Annotated in this window: 9 protein-coding genes; 5 read left to right on the forward strand and 4 right to left on the reverse strand. The window is 49.9% G+C overall.

Annotated elements, in window-relative coordinates; translation table 11 throughout:
* Window positions 1-67: 67 nt before the first annotated feature.
* From J5W70_RS12605 to J5W70_RS12620, 4 genes are all read right to left on the reverse strand, one after another.
* Complete coding sequence (locus J5W70_RS12605; RefSeq protein ID WP_102728057.1) at window positions 68-3,295, reverse strand: glycosyltransferase family 10 domain-containing protein; 3,228 nt, start codon at window positions 3,293-3,295, stop codon at window positions 68-70.
* On the reverse strand, window positions 3,274-5,313 hold the full coding sequence (locus J5W70_RS12610; protein ID WP_180973626.1) for a glycosyltransferase family protein: 2,040 nt from the start codon (window positions 5,311-5,313) through the stop codon (window positions 3,274-3,276). Before J5W70_RS12610 ends, J5W70_RS12605 begins: the two co-directional genes overlap by 22 nt.
* Window positions 5,314-5,646: 333 nt before the next feature.
* Entirely contained in the window at window positions 5,647-7,917 is a 2,271-nt protein-coding gene (locus J5W70_RS12615) for an alpha-1,2-fucosyltransferase (RefSeq protein WP_102731378.1), read from the reverse strand.
* A gap of 2 nt (window positions 7,918-7,919) precedes the next feature.
* Window positions 7,920-8,966, reverse strand: a complete 1,047-nt coding sequence (locus tag J5W70_RS12620; protein ID WP_022397448.1) for a glycosyltransferase — start codon at window positions 8,964-8,966, stop codon at window positions 7,920-7,922.
* Between the two features lie 250 nt (window positions 8,967-9,216).
* Here J5W70_RS12620 and J5W70_RS12625 point away from each other — a divergent pair, with 250 nt between their 5' ends.
* The 5 genes from J5W70_RS12625 to J5W70_RS12640 all read left to right on the forward strand — a co-directional run bounded on the left by J5W70_RS12625 (window position 9,217) and on the right by J5W70_RS12640 (window position 12,668).
* Window positions 9,217-9,375: a hypothetical protein gene (locus J5W70_RS12625; RefSeq protein WP_022397449.1), complete on the forward strand. Its 159-nt coding sequence runs from the start codon at window positions 9,217-9,219 to the stop codon at window positions 9,373-9,375.
* A 242-nt stretch (window positions 9,376-9,617) separates the two neighbouring features.
* Window positions 9,618-9,857, forward strand: a complete 240-nt coding sequence (locus tag J5W70_RS12630) for a hypothetical protein (RefSeq protein ID WP_257228296.1) — start codon at window positions 9,618-9,620, stop codon at window positions 9,855-9,857.
* A 37-nt stretch (window positions 9,858-9,894) separates the two neighbouring features.
* Window positions 9,895-10,944 (forward strand): hypothetical protein, encoded by a 1,050-nt coding sequence (locus tag J5W70_RS12875; RefSeq protein WP_257228524.1) that lies wholly within the window; start codon window positions 9,895-9,897, stop codon window positions 10,942-10,944.
* On the forward strand, window positions 10,925-11,401 hold the full coding sequence (locus tag J5W70_RS12635) for a hypothetical protein (RefSeq protein ID WP_146020073.1): 477 nt from the start codon (window positions 10,925-10,927) through the stop codon (window positions 11,399-11,401). Before J5W70_RS12875 ends, J5W70_RS12635 begins: the two co-directional genes overlap by 20 nt.
* Window positions 11,361-12,668 carry an RHS repeat-associated core domain-containing protein gene (locus tag J5W70_RS12640; protein WP_180973714.1) on the forward strand — a complete coding sequence of 436 codons (1,308 nt, stop codon included), beginning with the start codon at window positions 11,361-11,363 and terminating at the stop codon, window positions 12,666-12,668. Before J5W70_RS12635 ends, J5W70_RS12640 begins: the two co-directional genes overlap by 41 nt.
* Window positions 12,669-12,690: the final 22 nt, after the last annotated feature.

Raw genomic sequence — 12,690 nt, forward strand, 5'->3', positions numbered from 1 at the left:
TTTTTTGTGATTGGCATTCCATTTTTTGATTAGGGATTTTTCATTATTGAGGGATTTTGCGAAACGCCTAGGCGGATATACGCAGATTTCTCACCTCCCCATGGTTCCCGCTTTCCGTTTCCATCATCCGGAACATTTCTTCAATCCAGGATTGAACCAATGCCGGCTTTTCCTTTACCAGATGTACGATTTTTCCGTGAACAACAGTATGATGTTCCTTGCTGCCAGCCTGATAGGCATATGTTTTCAGAAGGTAAGGAGCCAATCTGTTCGTCGCTTCTTCATCAAGAGTCCAATGTTGACTGGTACTGTAAAAAGCAAACAAACAAAGTCCGGAGGATTCCGGCTGCTGAAGCAGTTTGAGTGGATCTCCATAACGCTCCAAAAGATTTTTAAACGGTCTTTTTTTCCTTATCTGTTCATGAGATGGGGAAACTTTTATTCCCCGGTATACAGGAGACTGTCCACTTAAATCCACCGGCCATGGGCATCCCCACACGCCAATATGAAGATGCGGGAAATCCTTTTTCAATCGCTGCGCCAGAATAAGGGCTGCAAACGCATCCTTGCAAATCCCCATCAGCAGGACGGATTGAAGCCGGGGCATCTTTCGTATTCCTTTTTCAACATCACGATACATGCGTTCCAGCAGCAGCAACCCCTCCCATTGATGATACCTCATGCCGATAAAAGGACGGCTGGAATGCCGGAACACGGAGTTATAGCCGTCATACGGGTTGATGAGCAATTCCCGCGCGTATTTGTTCACTTCATTGATGGTAGAAGAATAATGATAGTCAAGGTACTGATATTTACCCTCTTCCATCCTCAGAAATTCTTCAGTCCCCCAGTTATCCCATTTAAGAACGAGTTTGTTTTCATCATGTTGAAGTATGGTTGCGTGGTCATTGCGGTGAAGCCGGCGTCCCCGTTTTTCATTCATCTGAAATTGGTCTGTCCACTGAGGATGGCTGATGAGAATGGTGTCCACAGGAAGCAAGTCCGGTGCGGGAACATTCCCCTGGGAAGAAACCGGCGGCGCCGGGGCGGAGTAATGAAATTCACCGGCGGCATCTTCCAGAATGGGAATGACTCTTCCGCTGTCAATGAGGGACTGCATGTAGGCATTTTCCGTTGGCGCATGATGCTTTGAAGAACCCGCAGCCCTCAGGTTCATATCCGTATCTCCCAAATAGTAAAGCTGGGCTTCAGGGAATAAATAGTCCGCCAGACAAAGCGCCTTGCTCAACGTGGTAAAATTGCCCGTGCTGCGGTGAACTTCCCCCGGCATGAATTTCCAGTTTTCCAGCCCTTCCCTACAAGCAAATTCATTGGAATAGCCCAATTCTTCATTGTTGAAGTAAATTTCCGGGACTCCGCGTAAAATTTCCATATGCCTTTCCTCAGGGGAAAAAGCCAGGTATCCGGCGAAGCAGGAAACAAGAACAATATCCGTCCTTTTTCCCGCCAGACCGGAATTCAAGTTATCCATTTTGCTGATTCTCATTACTTTGTCGCAAGAGTCGACAAAAGAGGAATAGTTGCGTTTCAAATCACGTTTATTTGAGACGATGCAAATGCGTTTTTTATGCCCTTCTGAAGCCAGAAAACATTGCCAGTCTTTAAATTCACCTAACCGTGACAAGGCTTTCCACTCTTCTTCCGTATCAATTTGCAGACAACAGGGAAAATCATTCGGGTAAGGGCAGGAGCCGTCATCAAACATCGTACCCGATTCCAGAAATTTTTTCCGGGTAACAACATTAATATTTCCGTCAAAAAAATAGAAAAATTTCTTGGCGTCCTGTTCCCGATGCGCCAGATGGAAATGTCCCTCCATGTGACCAATCATTTTGGTTTTGCGGGCCGTGTAGGCGGATTGAATTTTCCCTTTTTCCATGTCTTCCGCCATTTGGCGCAACAGGCCCCGACGACGGAAGGGAGAAGTCGGCTGAAGTACGGCGAATATGTCACAGGAGAAACGGGTCAATACCTGGCGTACGCAATTTTCCATTCGGCGGTCGTCCACCGTCTCCCGGAAGCACCGGATGCCTTCCCGACGGCAGCGTTCCAGAACTTCTTCACTGTCCGTACTGACAACCGGAACAAATCCTTCCTGGAGGGCATAGGAAACGGAATACAGGAACAGGGGCCTTCCATTCAACAAGCGCCTGTTTTTATCCGGACAGCGCTCCGAATGTTTTTTAGCCGGAATAATGGCCAGCTTGCGGATGAATTGGGAAGCCGTGTCCTTCCCTTCCGGACAGAACACGGGAAACGGAGTTGCCGCCAGCGATTGGGGCAGCAGAAGTTCCGCCTTTCCCGTCCATTGTTTTCCGTCATCATGACGGGACATGACGGGATAGCCGTGATGCAGACGGCAAGCCTCCGTACGCGGCCTGCCAGTCCGGCATATATTCCCGCTGCATGAAATCATGGAAAAGAATTCTGCCAGACGGTTCATATATTCTCCGATGTCCGGCTGGCCCGGTACAAAAACGGGACCGTCCATATAACTGAGGTAAAGGTCTTCATCCTGATCAAGACGAATCACATATTCAGCCAGGGCCTCCGGGGTGGAAAAGTCCGCGGCATTGACGAACCGGGATGGATTGGCCTCCATCCCTGCATCGGGGGCTCCCCAATAAATGGGAAGGGAAAGAGCGGCAAGAGAATCAAACAGTTTTTCAGTCACGTAACCAGCAGCCGGATAGTTTTCAAAGGCAATCGTGAATTTGCAGGAGGAGCAGAAAGCTATTTTATCCCGAACGCAGGAGCCCATGTTGTTCATGACCATCCCGCCGCAATCTACATGCTTGTACCGGGAAAGCAGGCGCAGGAAATGAATTCTTTCCGGAGCATTCCCATTGGAATACACAAAGCTGCAAAATCGGGTATGCCTGGACAGAAGGGATTTTCTGTCTTTGGAGTATTGTTCTATTTTTCCCGTTCTTCTGACAGGGCCATTGTTCATCCAGCAGGGCATCCTCAAATGACATTCGGGATAAGGAATATCTCCCTTCATGAATGAAATGGCATAATCGCACTCATCCCAACGCGGTTTGACGGATTCCCCCGTATAAAAAACTCGAATCCCCTTAAAGTTCTGATGTTTTTCTCCAAAAACGGAGTAGATTAAAAAATCCGCCTGATCCTGGTCATCCACAACGGTCATGCCCAGTCTTTCCGTCAAAACCGCGGACAGAATATTATCATGTGGATCAAATCCCGGCCAGAAGTCCGCAAAAGCGGCACGTTTGACCTGCCGGGAATTTATATCTGTTGCCTCAACCATGCGTGACCTCCGTGTTTTTGAAGAGATTTATCCTTTACGATCATTTTTACTTTCGGTTTGATCGCCATGAGATTTTTTTGATTAAAGTCCAATGTTTCAGGGAATAAATATTCAGGAGATAAAACAAGGGGATGCCGGCCAATCACATATTTATTGAGGTGGCTTTCATCGTGCCAAACGGCAATGACACCGTCCTCAAGATCCCGCCTGACGGCATCCGCCAACTCCCGGCACATGCGGAGATAGTCTTCAGCCCTTCCCCCGTTAAAGCCTCCGGCGACATAATATTCTCCTTCGGAATGGAGCACCCGCGCCCGGGACATTCCATTTTTTTCGTAGGGGTAAGTGGAACGGGGGCGTTGGTAGTACCCCGGATGAAGCGTCACCATGAGACCCTGCCGGTTCATCGGGAAAATTTCCTGACCGACAGGCCCTACGGGAAGCAAAGTTCCATTCATGAAATAAATGTAGTCATATTGCTGCAATTCCTCCCGAACGGTTAAAAAAGTCTCAAACCTTCTCAAGGTTTCCATGGGCCACGGATAAAACGGCTTGCGGACAAGAGTCACGTCATCGCCGGTTTCCACTTCCGGATGATCCGTGAACAGAAAATAATGCACATCATGCCCTGTCAGGAAATATTGTTTGGAGGCCGCATAAAACTCCTCCCAGAACGTCATATAACGCCCCGTGGCTATAAACAGGACAGCCACTTTTTTCCGGGGAGAAAAAGGTTCCTCCTGTCTGCCGCCGCTCGACAAATAGAAGGTTCCATCCTCCATCTTTTTAAACGCCTCCACGCCCCAGCAATCCCACTTGAGAGTTATTTTCTCATCAGTGACGGAGAGGACGTCCGCTTCGTCGTCCCGTTCAAAACGGCGCGCCCTGTTCCCAAAGACACGGACAATATCATGCCATTGCGGATGATGCACTTCCATGAGACGCTCCTCATTAACCTGATTCGTAGAAATGTTCCAGTTTCTGCCCCGGAAATCTCCCGGAACCAGCCCTCCGCGCATCACGGAAGCATTGCCGGTCTGAATCGCCAGATGCATTGGCAGGGCCATTTCCTGTACATACCGGGTGCGGTTGCTGCTTCCGGTATCCAGCATCATCATGTGCATGAAGTTGTCTTCCGTAAATCCATACCCGGCATGACGGAGCCTGGGCGAGATCTGGGATATCATGTGAGGATTGGTCTCACAAATTATTAATTTTTCCAGCACATCCCGGCTCAATACCAAGGTGGGGCCAAAGCAGCCGAAAAATCCGTTTCCGGAGAAGGGATACCCTCCACGCACGCTTAGATATTCGCCCGGCCCGCAATAAAAGCTGCTGAATTCCGGCGGAAGATGCAGATGGAATTTATTGACTGACTTGAAATAATCCCTTCCGTACAAATCATCGTCGTCAATTTTGGCGAAAAGATCGTAATCGGAAACGTTCAAATCCCTTATCGTGTCCAAGAAATTGGATAGCTGGTTCTTGTTGGGGAAAAGCCGCATCGTCAAACGGCCTTCGTGAATAAAATGTTCAAAGAGAGGGAGCACTGTTCTGCGGTACGTGCCTTCCGGTATCCCCTTGACAGCTGCGAACACATGAAGATTCGGATAGCTCTGATCCATCATGCACCAAATCTGCCTCTGCAAATCCGTCAGACGCTTATAGGATGAGAGACAAACAGCAATTTTGCAATCGGGTCTCTGCTTAGTCCGTTCGTGCTGGTAAAACAGATTGTGGCGGGCCACACGGATTTTGAGGTCTCCATGGCTGTTGGCAGCCTCCAGGGCAATATCAGTCGGCAACCGGTAATCGGCAAAAACCCGGGCCACCCTGGGGCGTCGGGCAGCAGGGATGACGAGAGCATGCGTTCCCCATACGTAGGAGGTATTGGCATCCGTCTTTCCCGTTTTGAAATCTTCAAACAAGATTTCATCAGATTCCCCCGGAGCCCCTTGCGGAGACCATACTGCATGATGGAACAGCCGGAAAATATCCGTCTCCGGATGCTCCTTCATTTCCTTCCTGAGAGCCGTTTCCAAGCGGGAAGAAGCCACCATCGGCACGGCATCGCTTTCTCCGAAAATAATCAGGTCACTCCCAGCATAATTTCTGTCCTCCAGCAGACGTATGAAAGATGCCCTCAGAGAACGGACGTGCGAACGTTCCGCAGACGCCGGGGACCGTCCCAGGTAGGATGCACTTTCCTCTTCCCGCGCATCCCTGAGGGGGGAAAGATCCGCGGTAGAGGGATAGAGCTCCAGCTCATAACCCATCCGGTGCAATTCCGAAGCTCCCTCCGACTTTTCCCCAGAAGACACAATCAAAACACATTTCATAAAATGTACCTGTTAAAGTTTAATCCATTGCGGGCAGAAAATGTCCTGCTCGTCCTCAATCTTTCCGGTAAACCACTGTTTTTGAATAAAAACCCTCTGCTGGTCTCCAAGCCATGCCCCCCACCAGGAAAAGGAGGAACAGGAAAGGACGAGTTCCTGCATGGACGTCAATTCCCGGAGGGCGTCCAGCGTCCCATGCTCATCCATGACTATTTCAAAACGCGTTGCTTCCGGAACGCCCTCCATCAATTTCCGGGCCAATTCCGGAGAATCGGAAAAGACGACCAGCTTACTGATGTTGCCGGAAAGCCTCCGTAAAGCTTCATTAAGAAAGGGAACATCCGGCGTATGGTACATGTCTGTACGGTCAAGATAGTCCCCCATCCTTATATGAACGCCGGCCACGCCCTCCTGGACGGGAGCAATAAGAGGAGCAAACAGGGAACGGATTTCTTCCGCAACATCCTTGAAATACCGCTCACTCTGGAAATACCCTCTCAAGGCGCCGTAGCGAACCGTTTCAGGAATGGGATGGTAGGAAAATCCGGGTTCCCTGTATGTCACGGGATCGTTATAACCGCCGTCCGGGCACAGCGAACAGGCCTCACCCAGATAAGTCATCAGCTCCCAGGTCTCGGAACTGTATCTCCAGGGAATACGGCATCCCACACCCAGCCGGAGAGCATGCGCATAGGCAGCAGCTATCTGGAACAGATGATTGCACGTACGCGAGCCGGGCATAAACTGCGTCGTGACGTAACCGGGAGATGCCGGAACAGAAGCGGGACGCAAGGATAAAAATTTACCGGTAACAGTCTTCTGCGGTTTCCGGGCATCCAGGCAAACCGTGCCCAGCAGGTCAAAAGGATGTTCATCCCTGTCGGATCGCCTTTCAAGACACTGAAGGTGCAAATGGCGGGAATTACCCGGAGCATGCTGGGAAACCTGGAACCCCAGCTCTTCCAAAACATAACTCAGGAAATCGGCAGACCACAGGGATTGTTGCTTGTAGACTTCCATAAATGCACACAAATCATTCTCCGGAGTGTGATTTCCTTTCCCCTGTTTCTTCATGTATTGCCTGAACGCGGGCGTCATCACCCCGCGCATCAGGCGCACGTCCCGGAAACTTAATCGTAAGATTCCTCCGGGTTTTAGAGCACGGAAGGCTTCCGTGAAAAATCGGCAGGCCTCTGCAGGCGTTACTGTTCCAATGACATGCTCCAGATAAAAAGCGTCTACGGAATCGTCCTTCCACGGGAGCGGCCTGGTAATATCATAATTGGGAGCGTCCAGATTCAACCAGCCATTCAACCTCCGGGTGCCGCACCCCAAATGGATATACAGCAGAGGAGATTGGTCCATGATTTCCACGTTGCCGGAAGAAAGGCGGCGTTCAGCCCATAACCGGGCCAGGGACGGCATGTCCGGCCGCTGGAATATCTCCGTTTCAGATCCGATAAACCGTTCTCCCTCCAAAAGGAGCTGCTCCATAGGCCACATCTGCCATCTCAGCTTCAGTTCACCCTTGGAGCCAATGCTCCACCAGCCATAGCAGGAAGTATCCCGTCTCCTGAACGCCCCGTTGGAATAAAACAGCATTTCCCCTTTCCAATGAAGATGAACAACATCGCACACAGCGGAGGGAATTTTGTAATTAAACGAATACAGGGCCTGCATGATGTCGGGAGAACACCAGTGGGCCGTTACCATGTCATTATCCCGTTCCGGGTAATAAACATTGGACATGTAAAGCCGTTTCGTGGATTTCAAGCGGCCTTCGAGCCTGCCTGCCAGTTCACCTACGATCACATCCTCTGCCCCGCATTCCGCAAAACCCGGCGCATTCACCAGCTTTTCCACCATGCTGCGCTTCAGCAGGTAGCCCGCCCCTCCGCTCGGTGAATTGCGAAGCGCAACCATCGCATCCCCAATCAGATCATAATCTTCATCTATCAAGGAGGTCAACCGGCTCAATTCCAAATACGTATCGTCATCACATTTAAAGAGCCATTCAAATTCGTAATTCTCCAGCGCGTAACGAAAGAAGGATTTCACTTTTGCGGGGAGCTCGTTGTAGCCATCGGGCGCATCAAGCCCCACCGTATCTTCTTCTTCCCCCTCCGGAACCCGGTTTCCTCCTACAAAGAACATGCATTCAACGTTCTGCGCGGGATGGGCCAGCCAGGTAGACCTTACCGCTTTCCGTTTATCTCCCGTTCCATGGCATGAACAAATGCCTACGACAATATTTGTTTTCTTTTTCATGGTTTTTCCTCCCATTTCTAAGCCGGCAGTTTTTCCACCGCGTCAAAGACTTCCTCCCAGCTGGCTACAGACGCTTCCAGCCCTCCAAGCTCCAGTCCACGCTCCCGCGCCGCGTGGGCCATGTCGGACCTCAGGTTGGGTTCGTAGGCCATCTTGCTGGCGTAGTAGATAAAATCCCTTTCATGGTCGCACAGCCATCCGGTCTTGCCATGCTCCACCATCTGCCTCCAGCCTCCACGGTTGTCCACCACAAGCACGCTTCCGCTGGCCATGGATTCAAAACCGACACGCGGCCAGTTCTCCGTCGTGTCCGTCGGTTGGAGCACGATTTGGCAGTGCTTGTAAAAGTCCTGCTGGCTCACCTCCCTCTGGTCGCGGGCCGTGCGTATCCAACTGTAAGGCTCTCCGATTTTCTCCCGGCTCCTCTGGTCAAACCCCAGAAAAAGGCCACGCTTGAAGACAGGCGCCACGAAATATTCATAAATATGGAGCGTATTGGCCGCAAATTTGTCCGCGTCCTGGCGCGAGATGCGCCCGCAGCCGAAGTATTCCTGCGTCCTCTCCTCAATGAAAGGGAAGGATTCGTTGTGGAAGTAAGGCTTGAACGTCATGAAAGCAATGGTAGGGTCGTCGTTGCAGCGCTTGAGCAGGGGCATGTTCTTCTGCCTGACTTCCTCGTTCTGGTAAAGGAACATGGCAATGAGCCCCTGCTTCATGAGTTCCTTTTCCTTGTTGAAAAGCCAGGTCATGCAGTTGACAAAGATGGTGCGTTTGGTGCGCTGGCGAATGGCGGGCATGTTTTCCAGAAATTCTCCGTTGCAAAATCCGATGATGGCATCCCCTTCCTGCAGGACTGTCCAGTCATTGGGAGCGTGGATATGGACGCCCAGACGGATCATTTCCAAATAAAGGGCTTCATTTTCAAATCCGCCGTTGGTGGGGATGATATGCACGTCAATACCCATGTGGAGCCAGACCAGAATCTGGTGGTGGAGTTCGGTTCCCGCGCCCCCGTAGAGACTGGGGAACCCGTTGACATAGATCTTTTTCAATGTGGTGCTCATGAAATAATGGAGTTAGATGTTGAACGAATTCATTGATGGACGCTAGCACGCTGCCTTTTAAGCTGGCAATGGGTAAATTTTGAAAATATGGCAAAGAAATACGTGCCACCGGAGAAGAATCCCCTCCCTTTTCCCACGTTGCCATCCGCCTCAAAAACTCACCAAATATCATAACGTTCCCGACGTGTTTACGTTGCTGGTTTTTGATTCATGGTAGTCGCAACCATTGAACAAACATCATTTCATTACCATGAACAACACTTTCAATATCGGCGCCATGGACACCGTCTATCCCTTCATTCCCATGTACCCCAACGGACAGCCCCAGGGCAACTTCCTGGTCAACGGACTCTCCGCTCCCGTCCTTATCCCCAAACGAACTGCTTCCAACAACACCCGGCACGAATAGTCCGGATACCTCAAGGTCATGGCTCCCGCCACCTGTTTTCTCCACCTTCACGCCCACTCCTCCATCTCCCTTTCCATCCCCACCAAGGATCTGGAACTCTCCACGGAGCCGGGTTCAGACGCATGGTATAACCGAACATCATTGCTTATATTAATTTTATTATTTATTTTAAATATATTATATTTTTTATAAGTATTTTATTATATGATGAAGAAAATCAAAATTTGAGTAAATATTATAGCTTGCACTCTTTCTCTTATTTTCATGATTATAGCATCTTCAATGTGCTGGGTGAAGCCGTGGACGAACGCGGCGCGCTCTCCTGCTCCGGCATGAAAAGCATTCACCGCAGCGCTCCGCCGCTGGACGAGCAATCCACCAGCACGGAAGTGCTGGAAACGGGCATCAAAGTAATCGACCTCATCTGCCCTTTCGCAAAATCGGCGCCTTCGGCGGCGCGGGAGGGGGGAACGCACCCGTGAAGGGAACGACTTGTACAATGAAATGATAGAATCCGGCGTGATTAACCTGGAAAAGCCGGAGGAATCCAAGGTGGCCCTGGTCATTGATGGTTTTACAGTGAGCCAGACGAACCATGCGGGCATTCATTCCTCGCAGGAACGCTCCTATACCTCTACAGGCATGATTCTGCATCAGACGGATGCCCGGGGCAATGCCACAACGATTGAAACTGACTTAGACGGACGACCAGTCAAATCCACGGATGCAGCCGGCAACGTAACCACCACCAGCTACCTGCCCTGCTGCGATGCTGTGGCTTCCATCACCGATTCCATGGGAGGTACTACTTGCTATTCCTACGACATCCAGGGAAGAAAGATAGCCGAATACGGCACGTCCCTCCAGCCGGCCAGTTTCGCCTACGATGAAGCCGATCGTATGGTCTCACTGACTACTTTCAGGGTGGACGAAGGGGACATCATCACTGATCCTTCCGGCCGCGCCGACGGGGACACTACCACCTGGCTCTACGACGAGGCCACGGGAATGGAACTGAAGAAAACCTATGCCGACGGCTCCTGCGTTCTCAGAACCTACGACCAGTTCAACCGTCCGGAAACCGTCACCAAGGCCAGAGGCATTGTCACGACGTACGCCTATGCTCCATTGACAGGAGAACTTGTCTCCGTCTCCCACAGCGACGATACTCCGGGATGGGAGTTCTCCTACAATCATCTCGGGCAGATGACTTTTATCCGGGACGCCTCCGGCCTCCGGGAACTTTCCCATGACAGTTACGGCAGAATGGTTCGGGACACTTCCTTTGGAACGGTAGAAAGCAGCCTTCAGGAAGACTTCGACACGTTCGGACGTTCCACCGGCTACCGCCTCATGACCGGAACCCGCACGGTGCAGCACTCCCATCTTGACTACGATCGGAAAGGTGGCATGATTGGGATGAATCTGGATGGTTTGGCCTCTTCCTTCACTTGGGAATACGATGAAACCAGCGGCTTCCTCAACCGGCTCACCTACCCCAACGGCATGGTTCGCAGCAACATCTATCTACCATCCCAAGCTCAACCTCGTGGCTTCCATTGGCTATGAGAAGCAGGGAAATGGAGGCATGGCCGCCGGCCATGAATACCAGTATGATGCCCTGACGCGTCCAGTTCAACGCCGGGACTCCTGGGATGGAACCACTCCTGCCACGCTAAGAGATTTTACCTACAATAGCCGCAGTGAATTGACTGGAGATCAACTCAGGGAGAGAGGCAGCTACAGCTACCGGTACGACAACATCGGCAACCGCAAGACTGCACGGGAACTGGAGGAAGAAGTATCCTACAATGCCAACCGGCTCAACCAGTACACGGACATTACCAGAAATACGGAACCATTCATTCCCACTTACGATGCAGACGGTAATCAGACCAGGATCAAGACCTCGACAGGCATTTGGAAAGTGAGCTATGATGCCAATGACCGCCCTGTGTTATTTTACTCAAGAAGACGGAAGAACCGTGATTACTTGCTCCTACGATTACCAGGGACGCCGCTTTGAGAAAAAAGTAGCAGTTAATGGTTCAACTGTCAGCCATGCATGGTATCTATACCAGGGCTATTTGCAAATAGCTGAACTGGATTTGATGCGTCCTTCTTACAGACTTGTGAAGACCTATCTGTGGGATCCTACAGAATCGACTGCTACGCGCATCCTGATGATGACCAACTGGAAGGAGGATGGAACAAGTGTCAACGAGCATCTTTACTTCATGCATGATATGCTCAAAAACGTCACTTCCATCTTCGACTGTAAGCAGACGCGAAGGGCGCGCTATGAATATGCCTCCCTTGGAGCCCTAATCACGGCGCAGGGCGACAGGGCTCAGGAAAACAAGTTCAGGTTTTCCTGCGAGTTCATGGACGACGAGCTTGGCCTGATCTACTACAATTACCGCTACCTGAATCCTACAGATGGCAGGTGGATTAACAGGGATCTTATTCGGGAATACGGAGGACGAAACTTATATGGATTTATCAAAAATAGAATTTTTAAACAACTTGATTATCTTGGTCTATATATATTAATTAATGCTACTGAATCTGTAAAATACATATATCATGATGGACTGGTTTTTCCTTCAAATTTGTCAGATGCCTATGAAGGAACAATAGGTCATTGTCCAAAATGCGGATGTGTGTTAGTATGGATCCATGGTTATAATACTACTCTAGCAGAAGCGATGACAAGATTTGAAGTGGTTGAAAAAGCTTATAAGAGTTCGGAAGGAAAATGCGATGTTTATGGGTTTGCGTGGAACGGGAATCCTGGTGCTTCAAACTTTAAAGACGCGGTAAAAGGTTCTAGATTTACAGGATCAGGTGCATTTTCTCATTTTCTTAGAGATTTAAAAGCCAAATGTCCTAACATAAAAGTACATATCGGAACTCATAGCTTAGGAGCTGGAGTAGCTCTTGAAGCATTGGCTCATGGGGAAGATATCGGCAATATAGGCAATGTTTTCTTGGCCAATCCTGCAGTTGACAATGAGTCTCTGGAACCAGGAGAAGAATTTGAAAAAGCTCCTGCTAATGCTGATTCTATTCATTTAGCAATCAGCAAAGAAGATGATATTTTAGAATTCGTTTATCCACTTTCTGAATTCAATGTGGCTCTGGGAGAGAATGGCCCAGATCATCCCGAAAATGTGCCAGCAAATGTAATAACTCATGATTTTACGAATGACTTTGGCGACAACCATGGCGCTGTTTATATCCCTTCTAATAATTCGAATTTTTGGAATATAGCCAGCGGATTATTTAAATGATGAATAAATTACGCATTTCTCA

It is taken from the genome of Akkermansia massiliensis (genome assembly GCF_018847375.1).
Classification (GTDB): Bacteria; Verrucomicrobiota; Verrucomicrobiia; order Verrucomicrobiales; family Akkermansiaceae; genus Akkermansia; species Akkermansia massiliensis.

Coding starts and splice junctions, on each gene's coding strand:
- J5W70_RS12620 (WP_022397448.1), bottom strand. CDS start 8,966: ATGAGCACCACATTGAAAAAGATCTATGTCAACGGGTTCCCCAGTCTC.
- J5W70_RS12605 (WP_102728057.1), bottom strand. CDS start 3,295: ATGGTTGAGGCAACAGATATAAATTCCCGGCAGGTCAAACGTGCCGCT.
- J5W70_RS12625 (WP_022397449.1), top strand. CDS start 9,217: ATGAACAACACTTTCAATATCGGCGCCATGGACACCGTCTATCCCTTC.
- J5W70_RS12610 (WP_180973626.1), bottom strand. CDS start 5,313: ATGAAGGAGCATCCGGAGACGGATATTTTCCGGCTGTTCCATCATGCA.
- J5W70_RS12615 (WP_102731378.1), bottom strand. CDS start 7,917: ATGGGAGGAAAAACCATGAAAAAGAAAACAAATATTGTCGTAGGCATT.